Raw genomic sequence first — 19,162 nt, 5'->3', positions numbered from 1 at the left:
AGGTCGCATGGGCGGCCAAGCACGATCGGGAGGGATCGACATGGCAGAGAACCGAAAGTCCGCAACGCAGACCGCCGCCCGCAAGGCCGCACGTGAACGCGCCGCGGAACGAGCGGCGGAGTTCCGCCGGCGGCAGGATCAGCTCGAAGAGCTCGCCGCCTCATACTTCGTCGCCATTGACGCCGTCGAGAGCATCGAGGCGGACGCAGAAGAGCGCATCGCAGCGATCCGCGCAGAGACCGCGCGGAAGGTCGAAGCGTCCCGTGCAGAGGCGGCCGACATCGTCGGCCGGATGCTCGACACGAAGGTCTCTCGCGACGAGGTCGCAGCACGCCTCGGCGTGCCGGTCAAGGATGTCAAGCGTGTCAAGCGCGTCGCAGACGCGGACGCTCAGCCCACCCTGGAGGGCACCACGGGCGAGCAGCGGAACGAGAACCAGTCCGGTGGCGTCAGCGAGCACGCCGACGTCCACTACGACGAGCACGCGGCCGCGTGATCGCGTCCCCCTGCCGGGCGGCCTAGCTCCCGTCATGGCCGCCCGTTCAGCGTTCATCGTCAGCTGCGATGCGTTCGGCTGTGATCGGGTCATCATCCCGGTCGCGATCGCCGAAGACAACAGCAGCCGAGCCGAGGCGCGCACCTTCGCGCGCGAGCACGGATGGACGACCGCGGACACCTCCCGCAGCTACACCGACCTGTGTCCTGCCCACACGGAGACGCCCGGCATCACCTAGCCGACATTGTGCGGCGGACGCCTCACCAGAGCGTTGGCGTGTCCGGCTCGATGCCGGCCTTGTGCGCGGCGATCGCAGCGGGATCCCACCCGTGATCGCGGAACGCCTCCCGGAGCTCACGCGACAACCGCACGCGCTCGGCACGCGCAAGCCCGGCGGTGCGAATCGCGGTGAACCCGTTCCGGTGCCGGCCGCGCTGCACCCGCTCGAGCATGTTCCCGCGATGCGAGCCGGTCGCCAGGTGCGACCGGGACTCGTCAACGTCGACGTGCACACACAGCGGCACGTCGCACGCGTGCAGGAGCAACACGTCGGGCAGGAGCGCGACGCCGGTCAGGTGCTCGTACAACCACCGCTGGGGCCGCATCGCGCGTTGCCCACCGTCCGGCTGCGGCACCCAGAACCGGCCGTACCCGTCGTCACCGATCGCGCCGGTCCAGATCCAGCAGTGCGACGGCGCCGGCCCCTTGACCACGTGCGACCAGAACCGCTCCGGAGCGGTCGACGTCACGGCGCTGGTCACGTGACGGTCCTTCCTGGGAGGATCTGCCAATGCGATTCGTACTGGGGGCATGGATCAACCGACGGTACACACGGCTGCCGTCGAGCATCGTGCTCGGACTGTTGCCCGGCATCTTCTTCATCTACCTCGCGACCCGCGCGGCGGCCGGCGGCGACTGGTTCGCCTTCACGGTGGCGATCGTGTTCGTGGTGCTGCAGGCTCTCGCGTACCCGCTGGCCAGGGAGAGCTACTTCCGGGTCACCCAGCCGATGCGTGAAGGCATAGGCGGGTGGATCCTGTCGGGTCCGCTCGCATTGTTCGTCTTGCTCGTGCGGTTCAACGTGTACGTCTACCTGTGGGTCCTGGCGATCCCCGTCGCGATCGCCGGGTTCTTCTACCTCGCGTTCACCGAGCGCGCCGGCAACGGGTGGCGATTGACGTAGCGGCATCAGCGTGACGGGCCCTGACGGGGACCGCGGGGTCCATCGTGGGCGGTGGACCCGCCTGGGCGGGACTGTTCACGGCGTCGGGTTCGCTGGTCGTCGACGCGCTGCTGCAGCCGCTCGATGCTGGACTCACCGGGCCGCCGTGGTGGCCGGTCGTCTCGACGGGTGACCGCCTGGTTGAGGACGTCCGCGAAACGATTTGAACGGCCCGTCGCCTGGTTGTAGAACCGTGCAGCAACGAACGCATCACGCAGGGGCGCACCGATGTGGAAGCGTCCCGCGTCGAGGCGGTAGCCGGCGTTGTCGGTGAGTTCGACTGCGGCCGGGAACATCACCGTCCGTGCCGTTGCCAGGTCGACCGAGATCCGGCCGCACGAGGTATCCGGGCCGAACTAAGCCGCCGCCCTGGCGGCGTTCGACGGCCTGTGCAGTGATTACGCGCAAAAGACCAACGAACCTTCTTGGCTAATTCGTAACTCAAACCATCAATCATAGCGCCAGGGCACCCGCGCATGCCATAGTTGAATGAATCTCTCACGAAGGGCAGCATCGCTATGGCTCAGAAAGTCACCACGCACCTTGTCGATGACCTCACCGGCACGACCATCGAAGATGGCAAAGGCCGCACCATCCACTTCGGGTTCGACGGCACCAACTACGAGATCGACCTCTTGGACGACAACGTGCACCAGCTTCGCGAAGCGCTCTCCGACTACATAGACGCGGCCCGCAAGACCGGCAACCGTGCCGGCCGCGCGTCCTCCGGCAGTGCCCCGAAACGGGGAAACTCTGAGGAGCTTGGCAAGATTCGCGAGTGGGCAGCAGCCAACGGCTACGAAGTCTCATCACGTGGACGCATCAGCCAGGTCGTCCGCGACGCGTACAACGCCGCACACTGACGCGCAGCATGGCTACACCAACCGGCGCAACAGATCACCGAGCGGTGCTCCGGCAGCTCATCGAAATATGGGACACCGCCACTGCCCCGACCAAGGTCGACGTCCGCACTGATATCGACTTCCAGGTGACCGTGCTCGTGCGCGGACTCGCTGCGCACGCAGTTGATTGCGCCCGAGGAGTGCTCGCTCTCTACGAGGCTAGCCTGCCAGTAGCCGCAGTGCCCGTGATCCGATCGTTGATGGAAGACTCAGTGACCGCAGGTTGGGTGCTGGTCATTCCAGACGGCTGGAAGGATCTCCTCAGCGACGGAAGCAAAGCTCGCGCCCGCATCCTTCGAGAAGCAATGGAAGCAAAGGCGGACGGAGCCGACGCCGTCTCCGAGGCGCGCCGGCTGGAGTACGAGCAGCAGGTTCAAGAGCTCGGGCCAGCATCACCGTCTTTCACCAAGTTCGAACAACGCCTGAACGCCCTCGACGGCACTGCCGGCATGTACCTCGTTTACCGATACCTCAGCGGTTTGACCCACTCGGGCGCCGAAACAGTAGATCTGTACACGGCGCAGAATCCAAACCCCGGCCTACCAGTTTCTTGGCGCAGGTATGCGGCACACAAAATGGCTGCTCTTCTCCTGGCGTCTGCGTCGAGCTCCCTCCTGCAGGCCCTGATCGCCTGGGACACGACACAAGTCGAGCGCCCAAATAAGTCGGCCCTCGACGAGATCGCAGTCCAGCTCGGGGTCAGTAGTGAGTGGCACGCGAAGGCAACGAGCAAGTAGCAGCGGGTGGGTTGCGCGGCTGATGATTGCCTCGTCCTCGGCTCTACCTCTGTGTCGAGGACGAGCCGATGCTCAGCCGATCGCAGCGAATACAGCAGGAACAGCCGCCACCGTGCCGAACAGCGAGCAAATTGCGGCCAAGTCCTCCAAACGTGCCTTCACAGGGTCGAGACCTCTGTCCCGCGCGAAAGCGGACAGGATCTCCTTTCCGACCAGGAGCACACCCGCCGCCCACGCACACACAATCGCTAGCGGCGAACCCTTGTCCGCGGCCGCCAGCAAAGCAATGAGAGCAACAAGAGCGAGCACGGCGACGATGGCTTTCACCAGGGTGCGCTTCAGCAGGGCCGTGGTCGAGGCCGGGATCGGGGTCGGGGTATGAACATGGCGGGCTAGGAATGTGGCAGCTTTCAACGTCAGACGCGCATCCGCTTCCCGCAGGTCGCCGACCTTCGTCAGCACGTCAGCAGTTGTGTTGCCGCTACGCCACAGCACGTCTCTAGCCCATGTGACTGCAGACTCCGGGGGCTGACCGCTCGGCGGAAGCGCGCCGCCGTAGAGGACTTGCAGCCGCACACGCGGATCCTCCTTGTCGCCGAAGATCCTCGCTGCCAAAGTGCTCTGCATCTGCCTTCCCCTCTTTCTGATCCCAACGTACTGGCCCGCGTCTGTCGCCGCGCCATCAACCAGCAACCACAACCAGCAACAATCTCGATAGCCGATCCCCACATGCGACCGCTGGGAGACCGCTGCTACCCCTTCCTGTGGGTTGCGCGCTGCCGTTTGCGGCGGCGCTACCGAAGGGACGCGAGGACGGTTGTCTCGAAAGTATTCGAGTCAGTGATGGACAGTCCCGCCGGTTTTGTACCAACCGCCGCAGTGAAGGCGAAGTTCCAGGTATGAGTAGCCCCATGCGGGAGGTACTCGTTGCAGCCAGGGTTTCCGGGGATACTCGACGTTTCGAAGATTGGCGCCATCTCGTTGCCATCGGTGTCGTACGCCTTGATGTAGGTGCCGTCGCCTCCGGCGCAGGACAGGTCAACCGCCGCTGAGCCAGACACCGTATAGGTGGTGTGAACCAGGACGAGCTGCTGACCGGGTTCCGCGGCGAGAGTTGACCCATCGACTGTGGCGATGTTCTGAAGCACTTCTGCCCCAGTGACAGTCATCGTCGCACCGGCAACGACGAACTGAGTGTTGAGGGGAAGGATCTCTGGAGTAGGCGTGCTGATTGGCTCTGGGGTGATCGGAGCCAAGACCTCGTCGTTGGGCTCACTCGACTCGTTGGCAGCTTCCTCCTCGGTTGCTGCTGCTTCAGCACTCGTTGACGCCGTGGCCGACGAGAGCCGACCACCGTTGTCAAAGGCGAGAGCACCGATAGTGCCAGCGAGTGCCAGCAGAACAACGACGGCTGCGGCGCTGATGATGAGAAGCGTCCGCTTCGACAGCGTTACACCTGTTCTTAACCAAGGGCCATCCTGCTCTGTCACGTGCTCATCGTCGGCCATCACGCGAGCTTAGTTTCCCTCAGCTCTAACTTGGTAGCGCCTGAACGGGGGCCGCGCATCAGCGGACTCGAACCCGTCACCGACGGTGTCATCGAAGCAGCCGCCAGCGCCCTCGCTATCGAACCGCGCAGAACAGTGCGATCAGACCAGCGCGGACAGTCACACGCTCCGTGCCCCGCTCGATCGCGCCGGCTTCAGCTACGTTCACCGCATGACCGACAGCGAGACACCGGACGACCACGAGCGTGATGAGTGCGACGATGCGCTTGACCTCGACGCATCCCTCCAGAAGGACGACGCTGAGAGCGACCAGCCTGCGCGACGGATCGTTGTCCCAGGATCCGGGGGCAAGGCGGACGTGGGGACCCTCGTCGACAAGCTCGGTCTACTAAAGTTCGATGCCAGCACGTTCGCGAACTTCACATCGCTGTACACGCCGTCGATCGACTTCTCGCGCTTCGCCGATTGGGGGCACGCCCCTGCGCTTGCGGACCTCGGCCGGAGGATTGCCGAGCAGACGATGGCAGGCGCCCCGCTGTACTCCCCCGCCTGGTTCGAGCCGATCGTCGACGCGCTGCGCGAGAGCACCAAAGGGTGGAATTTCCCAGACCTCGCGGATCTCGTCCGGCCCGCTCTGCCAGCGAACATCATGGAAGCGGACATCGACTACGAGCCCGACGAGTGGATGACCTGGATATCCGAAGGCCTCGTGATCGCGTGGGTTCCCGACGCCGGGACTCTGGAGCTCATCGCCGCAGCTGACACACACCCGCGGGGCGCCGCTCGGCTGTGTCGACACGTGCCAACGAGGTCCTCGAGTCGTGCGAGCACCTCCTCGCTCAGATCACCGCGGCCGACTACGTCCCGTTCGTCGAGCCTGTGCGCCGCGCGATCGCGGGCATCCGCGCGGACTTCTCGGATCTCGCGCAGGCGTACGCGGCAAGCACCCTAGAAACGATCGTGGCGATGAAGTACGGCCCCTGGCGGTTCTATCCCAAGATCGTGAGCGAGCACGAGCAGGCGCGGCTCTTCCGAAGCGAGTTGCACCTTGCCCAGCTCATAGCAGTCTTTCAGAGCTTCACCGGAGACAACGTCCCGACCACCTTTAACCGGCATGCGACGGTGCACGCCGTCGCGCGCGGGAAGCAGTACTCCCGGCTGAACGCTGTGCTCGCCGTAGGCCACCTGGTGAGCGTGCTGTGGAAGTACGAGCTCGACGCACGCGACGCGCACCACTAAGCGGTTCGCCGATAATATAGATTATGTCAGCATGCCGCGCGCTGCGCCTCCGGGCATCGCCCCCCCCTCCTGCTCACCACGGCTCGCGCAGCCCGAGGGTGGAACCTGCGTTCTACCGCAAAAGAGCGAGTATTACAAGGTTTCTCTTAGCCTACGCATTGGATATTCTTAGGACTCCAACGTTCAACCAAGGGGGACCTCATGGAACATCGTCGCAAACTGGTCATGGGAGCTTCGGCTGCGATGGCCGCCGCCATCATCATGGGCACGGTCACGCCGGCATCGGCTGCATCGGTCAAGTGGAACATGTCCGCGACGGGCTGCACGCAGACCACCGTCACCGGCACATCTTCGAAAGCCAAACTGTCTGGCAGCAGGCAGTACTGGGTTAAGGCAAAGACAACCCGAACCCGTGACATCTGCGTGCCTGGGACCTTCCGCGACACGACCGTGGCCGTCGGTGTCCCCGAAGGAGATGCCTCCAATTCCACCACGGGGTTGACCACAACCACCGGGATCTCAGCAGGCAAGACCGGATGGTGGTACGCCGACCACGGCTACGCCGGTAAGCACAAGACCAGCCACTAATGATCAGCGCCGCTCGACGAGCATGGATACCCGCGGTCGCAGTGGCGTTGACGCTCGGGCTGGCGGGGTGCGTACAGCACGCCCCGCCAGCCCAGACTGGGCCAGACCTCTCGACCAGCGGCATAAAAGCCGCGAGCGAAATGCTTCGCAGCGAAGGAAAGCGGGAGCAGAGTAATGCGCTCGAAAACGGGGCGGTAAGTCGAGACGAGTACTCGAGCCTCGTGGCCTCCGCTCGCGGATGCATCGAGAGGAAGGGCTGGCACACTACGGAGCCGCAACTCAGCCCGGTCGACGGCAAGCTCCTCCTTTTCATGGTTACCCATGCTGATGACAAAGTGGAACGTGAACGCAGCAAGGCTGACTCAGCGTATTGCAAGGACAAGTTCCTGACCGTCGCCGAGGCGGTGTATCAGGCTACGGCGCCGACGCGCATGGACCCTAAGCTGCGCGACAAGGCTGCTGAGTGCCTTCAGTATGAAGGCTATGAAGTTAGTAAGAAAGCCCGTACTCCAGAAGCTATGGCTGGACCCAACAGGCTCAAGGCAGACGGATCGCCGTCTGCCCGATCATCGAAGACGATGGACTGCATCGTCGACGCACAGGGGATCCTGTATCCGGAGCTGCCCTACGCGATCGTTTCCTACTGAGTAGCTCTCCGCCCTGATCCGAGGTGCAGCAGATGCGCTAGCCTCGGTGAGCGATGAAGGGGGTAGGTTGACGTTCAAGAGCACAGGGAGCCTTCGAAGCCGTCTCATCGTCGCCTCTGTCGCCGTATTCGTCATCGTTGCAACAGCCTTCTCGGCACTCGCGATCACCGTCCTTCGGGACTACATGTCCTCCGACCTCGCACGCCGGGTCCACAACTCGCTCGCGGCGTTCTCACGTGACGCATCTGCAGCAACCGACCCCGGAGAGCCCTTTTTCAGCCGCCAGCCACCAGCCACGGTGGCAGCTGTGAGCGTCGATGGACAGGTCGTGCAGGCAGTCGAGTACACGGAATACGGCAGATCAATCAACCTGACGGCGTCAGATGGAAGCGCTCTGGCGTCGGTCGGTCAGAGAGGGACCACCTCCCTGCACATTCGGAGCGGCGATTATCTTTGCTCCGCGACAGAGCTCGAAGGGGCACAGGCCCAGCTCACCCTCTGCTATTCAACTGCATCCATCACGAGCGTCACCGCACGTATGGGTTTCGCCTTCACGATAGGCGGTGCAGTTGCCGCCACCCTCTTCGGCCTGGCGATAGCGTGGCTCACGAGTCGAACGGTTAAGCCGATCGAACAACTCAATGATTGGGCACAGAACGCTGCAGCGGCAGCGAGCGAGGGCCGCATTAGCGATCTACAGCCCCTCGAGCCCCCGGACCGTTCCGCGTCGAGCGAGGTTCGAGGTCTAAACACTGGCCTGGATAGCCTTCGGTCGGGCGTCCTCAGCGGATTTCAGCGCGAGACGGAATCGAACCAACGGCTTCGTCAGTTTATTGCCGATTCTAGTCACGAGTTTCGTACGCCGCTTGCGATCATGTCGGGATACTCCGAATTATTGAAGAAGACCGCTGAAGCGGAATCTATGCAGAGCAAAATGACTAGCGAGATTCATCGTGGAACTCAGCGCTTGTCTCACCTGGTCGACGATATGCTCCTCGTTGCGCGGGCGGATGCCGGTCAGGACCTCGACTACGTCACCATCCAGCCCGGAAGGCTTGTCCTCGACGCATTTGTCGAGGCAAAACTCTCCTATCCGAGCCATGAATGGAGTATTGATGTCGACGCGGACGCGCAGGAACGGGCACTCGAGCTCGACGCGGGTAAGGTGCGCCGTGTGCTACAGGAAGTCCTCAAGAATGCCGCGATCCACACTGCCGAGGATTCATCCATCGCAGTCAGCGCTCGGGCAGACTTCAACGGTTTCTCGATACAAGTTGCGGACAACGGACCCGGGCTACCTCCGGAACTCCGTGCTGACGCATCTATACCATTCAGGCGTGGGGATTCGAGCCGCAATCGGGAGAGCGGGGGCTTCGGCCTCGGCCTGTCAATAGCAGATTCCGTGATGAGAGCTCACAGAGCTTCAATGAGTTTGACGTCCAGTCCCGCTGGTACTGCCGTTGTTCTCGTGTTCCCACTCCCAGCGGCCGCGAGGCCGCTCAACTGAACCAACGTATTCGCGCCATGTGCTCACCAGGGCTCCATGTTTCGTAGGGGCCGGCCCAGCCCGCGCGACACGGCGTGAGCGCCGCTCAGTGAGAGAAGATGCGGCCGAGCGTCGCTTCGTGGCGGGCGGCGCGGTCGTCCTCGCCGCGGGCGCGGGAGATCTCCGCGAACGTCGGACCCGATGCGGTCGGTTCGGCGGGGGCGGGTCGGCGGCACATCTCGGCGTAGTAACGGTCGGCGTCGTGCTCGGCCTGCTCGAGGCGGGCCCGCAGCTCGAGGACCTCGGCCATGAGCGCCGGGGCGGCCATCTGGAACCCGACCATGTAGCCGGCCTCCCACACCTGCCGCTGCTCGTCGGTGAGTTCCCACTCGCGGACGTGCTCGGTCGGGTCAGCGGTCGCGGCGTCGATCGCACGGAACGCGGCCACGGTGTCGCCGGCGTAGAGCTCGTCGACGGCGTCGCGGGTGGACTGCTGCACGATGTCGGGGCGGACGGTGGTCGGACGCTCGAGGGTCATCGTCATCACGCGGCCGCGCTCGAGGCGAGTTCGCCGATCTTGTCGGGGCGGAACCCGCTCCAGGAGCCGGTCTCCGTGTCGGTGACGACGATGGGGGCGTTGGTGCCGAGGGTGGTCTTCCACTCTTCGATCTGTGCCTGGTCGACGTCGTCGAGGATCACCTCGGTGTACTCGATGCCGGCGGAGTCGAGAGCGCGCTCGGTGGCCTTGCACATGCCGCAGAACCCGGACTTGGTGTAAACCGTGATGCTCATCGAAATCACCTTTTCGTAAAGTTTGTGATGCCGGGGCCCCTCCCCCGTTGCATGCTTCTATTCTATAACGCGCGGGCCTCTAAAGGTACCCTTTTCCGCACATTCTTTGAACCTTTTTCTACCAGTCGGCACACCTGTTGGAAACCTATGCACGCGCATTGTTTGGCACCAGGGCATGGCGTTTACGAACGTACGGCTGGGGCATCGATAACAGCGGGAGGGCTGGGAATCCCCAGGAGCACTAAGGCCGGGTTGCTATTACCGTCATCCGATAGGAATAGCGTGCTGTGCATTCCCTAACTGTGTCGTCCCGGCGCTGTTCACCATGTAGAGACGCCCGCCGCCGTCCGCGGCTCAACCTGTGACGGGGTGCGGGGTGCTCGTCGCGGTGGTGGTCACGGTGACGTCGTCGTGGTCGCACTCCCAGAACGCGGAGCGGATCTCGTCGGCGATCGCGTCGGGCAGCTGCTCGTTCGTCCACGCCGTCGACGGGAACGACACGGTGACGGTGACCGTGGTCATGGGTTCGGTGGAGGACGGGCCGTGTCCGGCGCCGCCCCACTCGTACTGCCAGGCGAAGCCGACTTCGCCGGTGGGTCCGCCGCCGTGGACGTCGAATGCGGCGCGGTGTTCGTCGTCGGTGTGGTTGGGGCGGCGGGTGCAGTGCCATTCGAGGCCGCCGACGTCGTACGTCGTCGCTGCGCACTCGGCGCCGGTCGGGTCGAGCTCTGCGGCGGGTGCGTTCGGGTCGATCTGCTCGCCGATGGTGGCGGGGCGTTCGTAGGTGATGTGCATGAGGGGCGTTCCTCTCTAGGCTTCGTGGCCGGGTGCCCGCTTGGTCGGCGGTTGCACCCTGTGGGAAAGGGGGCCGCGTCGCCGTCGCTATCGGCGGCGCGGCCCGTCCGGCTACTGGTGGGCCGGGGTGGGGGTGAGGTCGACACGTTCGAGAACGAACCGGACCGCGGACCAGGCCGACAGGTTCGGGAGCGCCCACCCGCGGCCACCGGCGCTGAACTCCTCGGCTCGGCCGTCGGTGAGGTCGTGGTGGCCGTTGAGTGTGCCGTGCTCGTCGCAGATGACCAGGTGCCGCATGCTGCTGTCCTCGCGGATCACACGTTGCGCGGCCAGGTGACCCGCAGGCGAGTAGTTGCGGGTGGTGATGATGCCGTCGCAGCTGTACCGGACTTCGGTCGGCATCTGGTCGGCTTCGCCGGCGACGAGGGTTGTGCCGTGTTCGTCGTAGGAGTCGGTCTGGCTGTTGAATGATCGACCCTGGAACTTGCGCGTGATGGCGTCGACCTGCAGCGAGGTGGGTCCGTCGTCGTACGTGACGTTGATCCAGGCGGATGCGGTGCCGGTGGCGCAACGAACGGAGAACTTCACGCCGGGGAACGCGGCTCGCAGCTCCTTGCGGAGCAGCGCCGCGACGTCCTTGGTCGGGATGATTGCGCTGGTCATGGGGTGTGCCCTTCGGTGGGTGTTATCGGTGATGATGGGTGGAGCGGGAGGGGGCAATTACGACTTGTCCCCTCCCGCGTTGGATCACTCCGCGGGTGGCGTGTAGGTGATCGTGTCGACGAACGTCGCGAGTTCGATGCCCTCCAGGACAGCCGTGTTCGTGAGCGTCCAGCCCAGCGACGCCGCGGTCTTGAGTTCCGCCTCCCGCTCTCGCAAAGCCGCCGTTCTCGCTTCCGTTGCGTCGTCCGCCTTACTGACTGCGGTGACAATTGTTTCGATCTGATATCGCATTTGTTCTTCCTCTCCCTCTCGTTTTTTTGCCGTGAAGGCGACTTGTCGCCGCTAGGACGGGAGGGTGTAGTGCAACCCGAAGGGCGGAGGGGGAGAGAATTTCGGCGCGAAATAAGGGAGCGAAGCGACCGCGTGCCGAAAATCTCGGAGGATCCGGCGGCTTGCCGCTTGCGCGGAACCCGGACGGACGTACGCTGCCGAAGGCTTCACGGCAAAGAAACGGGCCGGAGGCCCAGGCAGTGCCGGCGGAGCCGGTTCCACCCGGAGCGAAGCGACTCCCGGCCCCCGGCCGGAAGCTCTGGACGCACCTGGTCATCGGCGGGTCCGGCAGAGCGGGGCCGGTGCTGCTGGCAGCATCCGGGCATGAGAACCCGACGCGGCGCCCGGAAGGGCCGGCCCAGGAACCAGGGCAACCCGATCGACGTCCTGCTCGAGCAGGACGACACCACTCCCCCAGCCGGCGTCGACGTCGACGCTGGCGTTACGCGAACGATCGAGGTCCTGCACTCGTTCTGGGTGCAGCCGGCTGACCTGGTCCCCTGCGACGTCGACGGGTGCACCGACCCGGCGGAACCGGAGGCTTGGGAACCGGTCGACCTCGACACGGGCGACGAGCTGCCGGGCCGGTTCTGCGACGAGCATCAGCTCGCCTGGATCACCCGCCGGCGTGAGTCGACGTCGACCAGCCGGGATCTCGTCTCCCCCTGAGCGCTCTTGATCGCGGCGCCGCTCTGCGGTGTCGTCGCGCTGCGAGCTCCGTCGAGCAGCGCCGGGGTCGGGGAGGGGGCGGAGCCCCTTGCCGCGGCGGCGGAGCCGTCGCGCAGCCCACAGACACCAGGACGGCCCGATGCGACACCTGCGGGCCGGGATGGGACAGGTTCGGGCCGGGATGGGACACGAACCGGCGTCGGGTGGGCGTGGGGGCCGCTGGCTGCGACCCCCACGCCGGTTCACCTACTCGGTAGCCGTGTCCGCGTCGGCGTCCTGGTCGGCGTTCTCGGTGGCCTCGGCTGCATCGTCCGCGGCGGGGTCCTCGTCGTCGGCTGATGCTGCGCCGGTGACGATCTGCTCGACGTGGGAGAGCGTGTAGCCCCACGCGACCAACTGGTTGAGGTACGGCACCGCCACGGTGTCCGCCATGCTCCACCCGTACCGGCCGACGCCCGAATCGACCTCGGCGAGGGCGAACGCGAACGCGACGTGCTGCGCCTTCCCGGGGCGCTTGCTGGCCCACTCGGCCGCGTCGGCGTCCCCCGGAACCCCCAGCAGGTCGGTGGCGCGAACCCGGTTGCCGTAGTAGTAGTCCTTCGTCGCACCGATCAGCACGGACGCGGTCCACCGTGCGGCATCCTTCGGGAGCGTCTTCGAGCCGACGAGTCCAGCGAGCCAGGTCCGCCGAACCTCGCGTGCGGCGGTCCACTCGTCCTGCAGGCGGTTGTTCCGCTCCCGGCGGGCTTCCGCGGCTTCGGCTTCGGCCGCGCGCTCGGCTTCCTGCTCCGGCGTCAACTCGGCCGCGGGACGGTCGTAGGGGTGCCGGGCGGTGTGCTGCTCCGGGGTGGTGCACACGGCGGTCACGACCGCGCTGTCACCGAGGGGCCGCACGAACACGGCGTGCCCCGGGCAGGCTGTGTGGGCGTCCGGTTCGATCGCGGCGAGCATGGCCCACGGCTCGTCCTCGGACACCGCCTCGTCGGACAGGGTGTCGAGGTACTTCCACCCGGTGGCGTCATCGTCCAGGACGGTGATGCCCTGCTCCCGGTGCTGGTCCGCGACCTTGACGGCTTCCGCTTCGGCGATCTTCCGGTTGCGGTGCTGCTGGGCGACGAACTGCAGTTCGTCGTCGTTGCCCTCGCTGATGTACTCGTTCAGGTCCGCCGTGGCTTCCTCGTCGCCGTCGAACTCGGCCAGCAGCAGGGCCGCGTCGAACGACACCTGACGGTCGATCACCGCGGCGGTCGCGGCCTCCGACTTCGCCACCGTGAGGGTCGCCTCCACCTGCTCTTTGTTGGTGCCGGTTTCGCGGGCGATCCCGGCGACGGAGAGTCCGGCGAGTTCCAACTGCCGGTAGGCGTTGAGCCGGTCCCCGTCGGTCAGCGCCGTACGGCGCTCGTTGGCGACCAACTGCTCCACGATTCGCACGGCGGTGCTGTCGTCACGGGCGGTGACGAACACGGGGACGGTGACGGCCGCCTCGCGGGCGGCGAGGACGCGCATCTGCCCGTCGCGGACCACCACGGCGCCGTCAGCGTTCCGGTAGCCGATGGTCGGCAGGAGCACCCCGTGACGCTTCACGGAGGCCAGGAACGCGGGGTCGAGGTCGGCCGCGGTGCGGACGTTGTTCTCGATCACCACGTCCGCAGCGGGGACGTGCACCAGGTCGATGCCCTCGGCAGCGGTGATGGTCTGGGTGTTCTCGGTCATGGTCATGTCGTTTGCTACGCTTTCCGGTAGTGACCGGGTGCGGGTCCTGGCAAGTAGTGATTGTCGGGAACTCCGCACCCGGTCTTTTCTATGGGTGGGACTGCTGGGTGTTACTGCTGGCGGAACACTGCGGACAACGCTTCCGCCCGGGTGAGCGCCGTCCGTGCGTGCTGGAATGCCCGCATGATGGTCGTGTACTGATCCGGCGACAGCGACCGGGTGTCCCCGGCTTCGTCGTAGGTCAGGAACAGGACCGTCCCGAACAGCGGCGACGCCGCCCGGGAACGCCCGAGAGCAACCGCCGCGACGGTGGCGAGGTCGTTGCGCTCCCCCGCGTACATGCCCTCGTCATCGATCCACGCATCGATCCGGCCGTCGAGGCGAACCACGTCCACCAGGCGGCACCCGATCTGCTCCCGCGTGCCCTGCAGGGTCGACTCACGTGCGTTCACGACGACGCCTTCAACCGCACCATCTGCGGTCGCTCGAATACCCATCAACTTCATTTCCTCTTCCTCTCCCTTTCGTTGTTTGCCCGGGAAGGCACGTAGTGCCGATAGGACGAGGAGCCGGGGTGCAAGCCCAAAGCGGCGACGCTCCGAGAAGTTTCGACCGGCGCCGTCCACCGACGAAGGAGATGAGCACGACGGTGCCGGTCGAAAGTTCTCGCGTGCGGCGGTGGCGACGGCTTGCGGCCCGGAACCTCGTCCGTACAATCGCCGAAGGCTTCCCGGGCAAACAACGAACCCGTCAGGGTTCGACAAGCACTGGCCGGCTTGCCGGCTCCCCTCAGACAAGATCAGCCCGCCGAAGGCGGCCCGCCCAGACCAAAACAGGCCGCCGCCGGCGGTCCGCTTGGATCCCGCGTGCTCGAGGAGCTCGCCGGCGCGCAGAGGCCAGCGAACGTGAAGCGGCCCCGGCCTGTTGGGGAACAGGGCCGGGGCCGGCTGCAGCTCGAGCGAATTGGGGGGCTGCTCGAGCCGCGGGCGCCCGAAGCCACTGGGGGGAATGGTCCGGGCGCAGACCATCACGGTACGCACGACCCTCGACGTCGGCAACTGGGGTCGGCTATGACGTCGCTGAGAGCTCCACGCGGTGCTTCACAGCGGCCCGCCACACCCATGCCGCGGTCGCGGCCTGCCCACGCCCCCACTCGACCAGGACAGCGTCACCGGTCGCAGCGATCGCTTTGGCTTCCACGCGGCGATCGACACCGCGGTAGGTGCGGATCCACGCGTGCACGGGCGCCGGTGGCACGACGTCACCCACGGGGCCGCCACGGGCGTCTGCGGGCAGCGACACGGCTTCCTCGGGCACCCAGCGGCCACGCCGGCGCACGCCCATCAGCGGCGCCCCTGCGGCTTCAGAGCACGCTTCTTGATCCGGTCCATGGGTAACCACACGTGGTGCACGAAGCCCATGTGCACCAGCTGCACGTAGACGACCTCGGCGTCCGCCTGCTCAACGAACCCGGGGCAGGTCTGCAGGCCAGACCGGGTGAACTCAACCCGCACCCACACCGCCGGGTAGCCGGACACCCTGTCCGGCGCCGGCGGGGCGTCGATGCCGAGCGGCTGGTCCTCGGGCGGATCGGGGTGGATGGGCGGCGCCCACCGGTGTTCGGGCATGCCACCGATGATGACCGCGGCCGCCGACACCGCAGGTGTCGGAGCGCGCTGCGAGGATGGATCCATGACCACCGTCCGCGGCACGATCCGCTCCACGAACACCATCACCGCCGACGGCCACGCAGACGACCAGAGCACCGCCCGTGCCCGCGCCGTCGACGGCCTGGACCGCGCCGGGTACGACGTCGTGCAGACGAACACGCTGAGCTCGACCGCGGCCGGGAACATCACCGTCCGCGCCGTCGCCCGGTCGACCGAGATCCAGCCGCACGAAGCGTCCGGGCCGAACTACGACGCCGCCCTGGCGGCGTACCTGCAGTCGGTCCCCGATGGGTGGATCAGCCTCGGCATCACCGTCAACGCGTGACGTCGTCGGTCACTGCCGGCGACGCTCGTCCTGCACCAGTCCGATCAGCGCGAGCGTGCGCTGCAGCGCAGCCTCGGACTCCCAGAAGTCGGCCGCAGAACGGTCGAGGAGGTTCAGCTGCTTGATCGCGCGGCGGCGTGCAGCCGCGAGCTCGTCGACGGTGAGCCACTGCAACGCCTCGAGCTCATCTGTCACGCCGCGGAGCGTACCCGTGTCTCAACTGCCATCTTCACTGACCAGCCACCTCGAACAACCGCGCCGACGTGGCACGCCTGACCATGACCGCTCCGATGGCCTGCGCAGCGAAGCGAAGACAGGGCGCCGCGCGTAGCGCGTATCCGTGTGCCCTCTGCCGGTGCCCCGAACTACGGTGGCCGCATGGAGACCGACTACGCAGCACCCCGCGACGGACTGCGGATCCTCGTCGAGACGGCCAGCGAATACGAAGGCATCCGGGCGGCACGACTCTTCGACCCAGCCGTTGGCGAGCCGTTCGACCCCGGTCATCGATGGGGGCGAATCCTCGCCTACGCGTGGCCCATTGACCCTGACCTCGTCCTGTTCTCCGGAGTGTCCTACATAGCTGGTGTGCGCGCGGAGTGTGACCGTTTGCAGCGGCGCCCGCCTGCTTGGGATGAGGTTGTCGACCATCTGGCGATTGCAATCGATCCCGGGCGTTACCCGGAGATCGTCGTCGACAACCTTGCCCGGTTCATCCGAGGACAGGTACCGCACCTCTACGGCGCCCGGATCTGACGGCTCACCGCTCGCATACAGCGTCTCGATAGCCGATCCCTCTGCGGGAACGGCGCACGGTAGCTTCGGAGCATGCCGGCCTCTCAGTACGTTCGATTGCTGCGCGAGCGGATCGGGAGCAGCTACCTCCTCCTTCCGGGCGTGACCGCGGTCATCCGAGACGACGATCGGTTCCTGCTGGCGCGGCAGCGCGACTCCGGGCGATGGAGCCTGATAGGGGGCGGCATCGAGCCCGGCGAGGACCCCCGCGTGGCGCTGCTGCGCGAAGTGCGAGAAGAACTCGGTGTGGGCAGCGACGTCATCCGGATCATCGGGGCTTACGGCGGCGCCGCCCTCGAGAACGTCTATCCCAACGGCGACCAAGTTGGGTACGTGACGGTGGCGTACCTCTGCTCACTGCATACGTCGTCGTTCCTCCTCGACGAGGACGAAGTGCTCGAGACCCGGTGGGCGACTCTCGCCGAGCTCACCGAACTCGATCGTCACGAGTGGATCGACCAGGTGCTGACCGACGCCGCCCGGTAGTGGATCGGCTACCGCGCGCCTCGGCGCCGGCTTCGGTTGTAAGCAGCTTCGCTCGGTGTCGTGCTTCTCGCTTCGCTCCGTGTCGTCAGCTGGCGGGCGGGTTCGCTCCGCCGCGCTGGATTGCCCGGTAGACGGTCGAGCGGGCGACACCGAACAGCTCGGCGATTTCGCTCGTGGTGTGCGTGCCGGCGCGATGCAGTGCGACCAGGTGCTTCTCCTGTGAGACGGAGAGCTTGGGCTTCTTCCCCCGGAGCTTGCCTGCGGCCTTGGCGATCGCCATGCCTTCACGCGTGCGTGCGCGGATGAGGTCGGCTTCGAACTCCGCGACCATCCCGAGGACGTTGAACAGCAGCCGTCCCACCGGGTCGGTTGGGTCGTAGACGGAACCTCCGAGGTTCAACGTCACGCCCTTCCGCGTCAGCTCGTCCGCGATGTCACGAGCGTCCGGGAGAGACCTTGCGAGTCGGTCGAGCTTGGTGACGACGAGGACGTCGCCCTTCCGCACGGCGGCGAGGGCTTCGCGGAGTCCAGGGCGTTCGCGGTTTGTTCCGGTCATGCCGTGATCGACGTGGACGTTCTCGGGGTCGACGCCGAGTGAGTGGAGGCCGTCACGCTGCGCGGCGAGGTCCTGGCCAGAGGTCGAGACGCGGGCGTATCCGACGAGCATGCGACGACTGTAGCGTTTAAGGTACCTTCACCGGGCATTTATGCGGGACAGTCATACGGGAATCGCGGGCCCAGGTAACTGCTGGGTTCTGGCCCTCATCTCAAGGCGTCCAACTCTGCACCGGTGGACGACCGGCTACCGGACGCCGCACGCACACTTCACCAGCGCCAGCGCGCTGCATCTCCGGTTCAGAGTCGGGGTCACTGGAGCAAATGCACGCCGACGCGTTGCTCACTCAGGGGGCATCGGGTGCTCGGCCGCCCACATGGCGTCGAGCGCGGCATGCAGCTGCTCGATGCCGACGTCGTGTCGGTCTGCGTCCTCGACGCTGCGGCGGAGCGCGGCGAGAACCGCGCCGGGTAGCGCGCCGCTCCGCTCGGCGACCCGCGTGCCCGAGCCGAGGCGCGTCACGACGAACCCCTCGGCGTCGTGCCGCTGGAACGCCTTCGCGACGGTGCCCGGAGCGACCGACATGTCGCGGGCGAGCTGCCGGACTGACGGCGGCCGAGCGCCCGGCGCGAGCAGGCCGACGGCGATCTGTCTCCGGATGAGCGCGGCGACGGCATGGGCCCCGGTGGGGACACCGGGGCCGGTCACGCGCGGAGCGGTCGGTGGTCCGACCCGACATCCGCCTGGGTGCCGGATCGACGACCGGCCAGGAGCTGCGCGACGATGAATGCGAGGCCGAGGCCGACGACGCAGTGCGACGAGAAGCCGAGGACGGGCCCCAGAGCGGCGAAGGACGTCCCGCTCGGAGCATCGCCGACCTGGCTTTGGGAAGCGCTTGGGATAGGTGCGATGACGATGGCCTGGCTGTTCTTGTTAGGCCGTCCCAGGCGGGAGCGGCTCGCGATCGTGGCGCCCGTCGCGGTGGCGATCGGGGATGGCGCTCTGATCACAGTCGTTCCCGCGCTATACACGGTCAGCACGCCGGTGGCTGGACTCACCACCTGGCTCGTGCAGTTCCTCGCACCGCTCACGCTGGTGTGCGTTGGAGCCCTGGTCGCGCGACGGGCGAGGCTAACCCGCAACCCGCGTGCGTGAAGCACACTCTCGGCGGACGGTGGAAGGATCTGTTACATGCAGCGGGGACTGATTGCTTGGGGCTGGGCGACGAGCGTGCTTGGTGCGGTCATCGTGCTGCTAATGGCCGGGCAAGTGCTGTCTGAGAGCCTGTGGCTGGGGAAGCAGATCAACGCGGTCGGCCGCTACTCGTACATGCCGTTGTATGTCGTTGGCCTCGTGGGGGTGGTGCTGGTTATCGGCGGTGTCGTGGCCGCTGTCTCCGCGCGACACCCGAGGCAGTAGTCCGGTCGCCGCAGCCACCTGGGGAGCGATCCCGACACGATGCGCTGGACGCCTGTCCGGTCAGCTATCGGCTATCTGGCGGTCCCATCTAGGCCTGACAGCTTCCGCCGGATCCCAGACCCAC

The 19,162-nt window shown here is 66.2% G+C and carries 30 protein-coding genes; 15 read left to right on the top strand and 15 right to left on the bottom strand.

The window, feature by feature from the left end:
• Positions 1 to 40 precede the first annotated feature (40 nt).
• Both BIU95_RS15450 and BIU95_RS15445 read left to right on the top strand, forming a co-directional pair.
• Entirely contained in the window at positions 41 to 496 is a 456-nt protein-coding gene (locus tag BIU95_RS15450) for a hypothetical protein (RefSeq protein ID WP_071252086.1), read from the top strand.
• A gap of 34 nt (positions 497 to 530) precedes the next feature.
• Positions 531 to 734 carry a hypothetical protein gene (locus BIU95_RS15445; protein WP_071252085.1) on the top strand — a complete coding sequence of 68 codons (204 nt, stop codon included), beginning with the start codon at positions 531 to 533 and terminating at the stop codon, positions 732 to 734.
• Positions 735 to 756: 22 nt separating this feature from the next.
• On the opposite strand, the gene BIU95_RS15440 is transcribed toward BIU95_RS15445, so the two are convergent.
• On the bottom strand, positions 757 to 1,257 hold the full coding sequence (locus tag BIU95_RS15440; RefSeq protein ID WP_071252084.1) for a hypothetical protein: 501 nt from the start codon (positions 1,255 to 1,257) through the stop codon (positions 757 to 759).
• A 29-nt stretch (positions 1,258 to 1,286) separates the two neighbouring features.
• Here BIU95_RS15440 and BIU95_RS15435 point away from each other — a divergent pair, with 29 nt between their 5' ends.
• Entirely contained in the window at positions 1,287 to 1,679 is a 393-nt protein-coding gene (locus tag BIU95_RS15435; RefSeq protein ID WP_071252083.1) for a hypothetical protein, read from the top strand.
• A 5-nt stretch (positions 1,680 to 1,684) separates the two neighbouring features.
• On the opposite strand, the gene BIU95_RS15430 is transcribed toward BIU95_RS15435, so the two are convergent.
• Positions 1,685 to 2,014: a hypothetical protein gene (locus BIU95_RS15430; RefSeq protein WP_071252082.1), complete on the bottom strand. Its 330-nt coding sequence runs from the start codon at positions 2,012 to 2,014 to the stop codon at positions 1,685 to 1,687.
• Between the two features lie 222 nt (positions 2,015 to 2,236).
• Here BIU95_RS15430 and BIU95_RS15425 point away from each other — a divergent pair, with 222 nt between their 5' ends.
• Both BIU95_RS15425 and BIU95_RS15420 read left to right on the top strand, forming a co-directional pair.
• Positions 2,237 to 2,581 carry an Lsr2 family protein gene (locus BIU95_RS15425; protein WP_071252081.1) on the top strand — a complete coding sequence of 115 codons (345 nt, stop codon included), beginning with the start codon at positions 2,237 to 2,239 and terminating at the stop codon, positions 2,579 to 2,581.
• Positions 2,582 to 2,589: 8 nt separating this feature from the next.
• The gene (locus BIU95_RS15420; RefSeq protein ID WP_139179852.1) at positions 2,590 to 3,357 is read left to right on the top strand and encodes a DUF5677 domain-containing protein; all 768 of its coding nucleotides are present in this window, start codon (positions 2,590 to 2,592) and stop codon (positions 3,355 to 3,357) included.
• A 72-nt stretch (positions 3,358 to 3,429) separates the two neighbouring features.
• Here BIU95_RS15420 and BIU95_RS15415 read toward each other — a convergent pair whose 3' ends face one another.
• Together BIU95_RS15415 and BIU95_RS18400 are read right to left on the bottom strand one after the other, a co-directional pair.
• Entirely contained in the window at positions 3,430 to 3,984 is a 555-nt protein-coding gene (locus BIU95_RS15415; protein ID WP_139179851.1) for a hypothetical protein, read from the bottom strand.
• 167 nt (positions 3,985 to 4,151) lie between these two features.
• Positions 4,152 to 4,865: a hypothetical protein gene (locus BIU95_RS18400; protein WP_139179850.1), complete on the bottom strand. Its 714-nt coding sequence runs from the start codon at positions 4,863 to 4,865 to the stop codon at positions 4,152 to 4,154.
• A 211-nt stretch (positions 4,866 to 5,076) separates the two neighbouring features.
• Between BIU95_RS18400 and BIU95_RS15410 the strand changes: the two genes are divergently transcribed.
• The 5 genes from BIU95_RS15410 (at position 5,077) to BIU95_RS17920 (ending at position 8,846) form a co-directional block, all read left to right on the top strand.
• Positions 5,077 to 5,817: a hypothetical protein gene (locus BIU95_RS15410; RefSeq protein WP_071252078.1), complete on the top strand. Its 741-nt coding sequence runs from the start codon at positions 5,077 to 5,079 to the stop codon at positions 5,815 to 5,817.
• Positions 5,818 to 5,825: 8 nt separating this feature from the next.
• On the top strand, positions 5,826 to 6,104 hold the full coding sequence (locus tag BIU95_RS15405) for a hypothetical protein (RefSeq protein ID WP_139179849.1): 279 nt from the start codon (positions 5,826 to 5,828) through the stop codon (positions 6,102 to 6,104).
• A gap of 201 nt (positions 6,105 to 6,305) precedes the next feature.
• Complete coding sequence (locus BIU95_RS18395) at positions 6,306 to 6,692, top strand: hypothetical protein (RefSeq protein WP_139179848.1); 387 nt, start codon at positions 6,306 to 6,308, stop codon at positions 6,690 to 6,692.
• A 41-nt stretch (positions 6,693 to 6,733) separates the two neighbouring features.
• Positions 6,734 to 7,339 carry a hypothetical protein gene (locus BIU95_RS15395; protein WP_071252075.1) on the top strand — a complete coding sequence of 202 codons (606 nt, stop codon included), beginning with the start codon at positions 6,734 to 6,736 and terminating at the stop codon, positions 7,337 to 7,339.
• 46 nt (positions 7,340 to 7,385) lie between these two features.
• On the top strand, positions 7,386 to 8,846 hold the full coding sequence (locus tag BIU95_RS17920) for a sensor histidine kinase KdpD (RefSeq protein WP_083389406.1): 1,461 nt from the start codon (positions 7,386 to 7,388) through the stop codon (positions 8,844 to 8,846).
• Between the two features lie 85 nt (positions 8,847 to 8,931).
• Here BIU95_RS17920 and BIU95_RS15390 read toward each other — a convergent pair whose 3' ends face one another.
• The 5 genes from BIU95_RS15390 to BIU95_RS18390 form a co-directional block, all read right to left on the bottom strand.
• A complete protein-coding gene (locus BIU95_RS15390; RefSeq protein WP_071252074.1) occupies positions 8,932 to 9,369 on the bottom strand; it encodes a hypothetical protein in 438 nt (145 codons plus the stop codon).
• Positions 9,369 to 9,617, bottom strand: coding sequence for a glutaredoxin domain-containing protein (locus tag BIU95_RS15385; protein ID WP_042539574.1), 249 nt, complete (start codon positions 9,615 to 9,617; stop codon positions 9,369 to 9,371). The genes BIU95_RS15390 and BIU95_RS15385 overlap by 1 nt, the downstream gene beginning before the upstream one ends.
• Positions 9,618 to 9,971: 354 nt before the next feature.
• Positions 9,972 to 10,412, bottom strand: coding sequence for a hypothetical protein (locus BIU95_RS15380; RefSeq protein WP_071252073.1), 441 nt, complete (start codon positions 10,410 to 10,412; stop codon positions 9,972 to 9,974).
• A gap of 111 nt (positions 10,413 to 10,523) precedes the next feature.
• Entirely contained in the window at positions 10,524 to 11,075 is a 552-nt protein-coding gene (locus BIU95_RS15375) for an LPD29 domain-containing protein (RefSeq protein ID WP_071252072.1), read from the bottom strand.
• Between the two features lie 84 nt (positions 11,076 to 11,159).
• Complete coding sequence (locus BIU95_RS18390) at positions 11,160 to 11,366, bottom strand: hypothetical protein (protein ID WP_139179847.1); 207 nt, start codon at positions 11,364 to 11,366, stop codon at positions 11,160 to 11,162.
• A 363-nt stretch (positions 11,367 to 11,729) separates the two neighbouring features.
• Between BIU95_RS18390 and BIU95_RS15370 the strand changes: the two genes are divergently transcribed.
• Complete coding sequence (locus tag BIU95_RS15370) at positions 11,730 to 12,074, top strand: hypothetical protein (RefSeq protein WP_071252071.1); 345 nt, start codon at positions 11,730 to 11,732, stop codon at positions 12,072 to 12,074.
• 246 nt (positions 12,075 to 12,320) lie between these two features.
• Here the strand turns inward: BIU95_RS15370 and BIU95_RS15365 are convergent, their stop codons facing one another.
• The 3 genes from BIU95_RS15365 to BIU95_RS15350 form a co-directional block, all read right to left on the bottom strand.
• Positions 12,321 to 13,793 (bottom strand): hypothetical protein, encoded by a 1,473-nt coding sequence (locus BIU95_RS15365; RefSeq protein ID WP_071252070.1) that lies wholly within the window; start codon positions 13,791 to 13,793, stop codon positions 12,321 to 12,323.
• 104 nt (positions 13,794 to 13,897) lie between these two features.
• A complete protein-coding gene (locus BIU95_RS18835; protein ID WP_175470783.1) occupies positions 13,898 to 14,239 on the bottom strand; it encodes a DUF3846 domain-containing protein in 342 nt (113 codons plus the stop codon).
• 891 nt (positions 14,240 to 15,130) lie between these two features.
• Positions 15,131 to 15,415 carry a hypothetical protein gene (locus tag BIU95_RS15350; RefSeq protein WP_139179846.1) on the bottom strand — a complete coding sequence of 95 codons (285 nt, stop codon included), beginning with the start codon at positions 15,413 to 15,415 and terminating at the stop codon, positions 15,131 to 15,133.
• 64 nt (positions 15,416 to 15,479) lie between these two features.
• Here BIU95_RS15350 and BIU95_RS15345 point away from each other — a divergent pair, with 64 nt between their 5' ends.
• On the top strand, positions 15,480 to 15,782 hold the full coding sequence (locus BIU95_RS15345) for a hypothetical protein (RefSeq protein ID WP_139179845.1): 303 nt from the start codon (positions 15,480 to 15,482) through the stop codon (positions 15,780 to 15,782).
• A 9-nt stretch (positions 15,783 to 15,791) separates the two neighbouring features.
• Here BIU95_RS15345 and BIU95_RS18385 read toward each other — a convergent pair whose 3' ends face one another.
• Positions 15,792 to 15,977, bottom strand: a complete 186-nt coding sequence (locus BIU95_RS18385) for a hypothetical protein (protein ID WP_139179844.1) — start codon at positions 15,975 to 15,977, stop codon at positions 15,792 to 15,794.
• A 183-nt stretch (positions 15,978 to 16,160) separates the two neighbouring features.
• On the opposite strand from BIU95_RS18385, the gene BIU95_RS15340 reads away from it, so the two are divergent.
• Positions 16,161 to 16,538 carry a hypothetical protein gene (locus BIU95_RS15340; RefSeq protein WP_071252065.1) on the top strand — a complete coding sequence of 126 codons (378 nt, stop codon included), beginning with the start codon at positions 16,161 to 16,163 and terminating at the stop codon, positions 16,536 to 16,538.
• 72 nt (positions 16,539 to 16,610) lie between these two features.
• Complete coding sequence (locus BIU95_RS15335; protein WP_042540956.1) at positions 16,611 to 17,063, top strand: NUDIX domain-containing protein; 453 nt, start codon at positions 16,611 to 16,613, stop codon at positions 17,061 to 17,063.
• An 85-nt stretch (positions 17,064 to 17,148) separates the two neighbouring features.
• Here the strand turns inward: BIU95_RS15335 and BIU95_RS15330 are convergent, their stop codons facing one another.
• Positions 17,149 to 17,730, bottom strand: a complete 582-nt coding sequence (locus BIU95_RS15330; protein WP_071252064.1) for a recombinase family protein — start codon at positions 17,728 to 17,730, stop codon at positions 17,149 to 17,151.
• 231 nt (positions 17,731 to 17,961) lie between these two features.
• Positions 17,962 to 18,327: a GntR family transcriptional regulator gene (locus BIU95_RS15325; RefSeq protein WP_042539502.1), complete on the bottom strand. Its 366-nt coding sequence runs from the start codon at positions 18,325 to 18,327 to the stop codon at positions 17,962 to 17,964.
• A gap of 483 nt (positions 18,328 to 18,810) precedes the next feature.
• Between BIU95_RS15325 and BIU95_RS15315 the strand changes: the two genes are divergently transcribed.
• On the top strand, positions 18,811 to 19,038 hold the full coding sequence (locus tag BIU95_RS15315; RefSeq protein WP_042539504.1) for a hypothetical protein: 228 nt from the start codon (positions 18,811 to 18,813) through the stop codon (positions 19,036 to 19,038).
• Positions 19,039 to 19,162: the final 124 nt, after the last annotated feature.

Origin of the sequence: Curtobacterium sp. MCBA15_007, assembly GCF_001864905.1 — a bacterium.
Taxonomy (GTDB): domain Bacteria; phylum Actinomycetota; class Actinomycetes; order Actinomycetales; family Microbacteriaceae; genus Curtobacterium; species Curtobacterium poinsettiae.
This window is presented reverse-complemented; position numbering and strand designations above follow the sequence as displayed.

What these genes read in the sequence shown, in the direction of transcription:
- BIU95_RS15450 (WP_071252086.1), top strand. Translation starts at nt 41, where the DNA reads ATGGCAGAGAACCGAAAGTCCGCAACGCAGACCGCCGCCCGCAAGGCC.
- BIU95_RS15445 (WP_071252085.1), top strand. Translation starts at nt 531, where the DNA reads ATGGCCGCCCGTTCAGCGTTCATCGTCAGCTGCGATGCGTTCGGCTGT.
- BIU95_RS15435 (WP_071252083.1), top strand. Translation starts at nt 1,287, where the DNA reads ATGCGATTCGTACTGGGGGCATGGATCAACCGACGGTACACACGGCTG.
- BIU95_RS15430 (WP_071252082.1), bottom strand. Translation starts at nt 2,014, where the DNA reads ATGTTCCCGGCCGCAGTCGAACTCACCGACAACGCCGGCTACCGCCTC.
- BIU95_RS15425 (WP_071252081.1), top strand. Translation starts at nt 2,237, where the DNA reads ATGGCTCAGAAAGTCACCACGCACCTTGTCGATGACCTCACCGGCACG.
- BIU95_RS15420 (WP_139179852.1), top strand. Translation starts at nt 2,590, where the DNA reads ATGGCTACACCAACCGGCGCAACAGATCACCGAGCGGTGCTCCGGCAG.
- BIU95_RS15415 (WP_139179851.1), bottom strand. Translation starts at nt 3,984, where the DNA reads ATGCAGAGCACTTTGGCAGCGAGGATCTTCGGCGACAAGGAGGATCCG.
- BIU95_RS18400 (WP_139179850.1), bottom strand. Translation starts at nt 4,865, where the DNA reads ATGGCCGACGATGAGCACGTGACAGAGCAGGATGGCCCTTGGTTAAGA.
- BIU95_RS15410 (WP_071252078.1), top strand. Translation starts at nt 5,077, where the DNA reads ATGACCGACAGCGAGACACCGGACGACCACGAGCGTGATGAGTGCGAC.
- BIU95_RS18395 (WP_139179848.1), top strand. Translation starts at nt 6,306, where the DNA reads ATGGAACATCGTCGCAAACTGGTCATGGGAGCTTCGGCTGCGATGGCC.
- BIU95_RS15390 (WP_071252074.1), bottom strand. Translation starts at nt 9,369, where the DNA reads ATGACGATGACCCTCGAGCGTCCGACCACCGTCCGCCCCGACATCGTG.
- BIU95_RS15385 (WP_042539574.1), bottom strand. Translation starts at nt 9,617, where the DNA reads ATGAGCATCACGGTTTACACCAAGTCCGGGTTCTGCGGCATGTGCAAG.
- BIU95_RS15380 (WP_071252073.1), bottom strand. Translation starts at nt 10,412, where the DNA reads ATGCACATCACCTACGAACGCCCCGCCACCATCGGCGAGCAGATCGAC.
- BIU95_RS15375 (WP_071252072.1), bottom strand. Translation starts at nt 11,075, where the DNA reads ATGACCAGCGCAATCATCCCGACCAAGGACGTCGCGGCGCTGCTCCGC.
- BIU95_RS18390 (WP_139179847.1), bottom strand. Translation starts at nt 11,366, where the DNA reads ATGCGATATCAGATCGAAACAATTGTCACCGCAGTCAGTAAGGCGGAC.
- BIU95_RS15370 (WP_071252071.1), top strand. Translation starts at nt 11,730, where the DNA reads ATGAGAACCCGACGCGGCGCCCGGAAGGGCCGGCCCAGGAACCAGGGC.
- BIU95_RS15365 (WP_071252070.1), bottom strand. Translation starts at nt 13,793, where the DNA reads ATGACCATGACCGAGAACACCCAGACCATCACCGCTGCCGAGGGCATC.
- BIU95_RS15350 (WP_139179846.1), bottom strand. Translation starts at nt 15,415, where the DNA reads ATGCCCGAACACCGGTGGGCGCCGCCCATCCACCCCGATCCGCCCGAG.
- BIU95_RS15345 (WP_139179845.1), top strand. Translation starts at nt 15,480, where the DNA reads ATGACCACCGTCCGCGGCACGATCCGCTCCACGAACACCATCACCGCC.
- BIU95_RS15340 (WP_071252065.1), top strand. Translation starts at nt 16,161, where the DNA reads ATGGAGACCGACTACGCAGCACCCCGCGACGGACTGCGGATCCTCGTC.
- BIU95_RS15335 (WP_042540956.1), top strand. Translation starts at nt 16,611, where the DNA reads ATGCCGGCCTCTCAGTACGTTCGATTGCTGCGCGAGCGGATCGGGAGC.
- BIU95_RS15330 (WP_071252064.1), bottom strand. Translation starts at nt 17,730, where the DNA reads ATGCTCGTCGGATACGCCCGCGTCTCGACCTCTGGCCAGGACCTCGCC.
- BIU95_RS15315 (WP_042539504.1), top strand. Translation starts at nt 18,811, where the DNA reads ATGCAGCGGGGACTGATTGCTTGGGGCTGGGCGACGAGCGTGCTTGGT.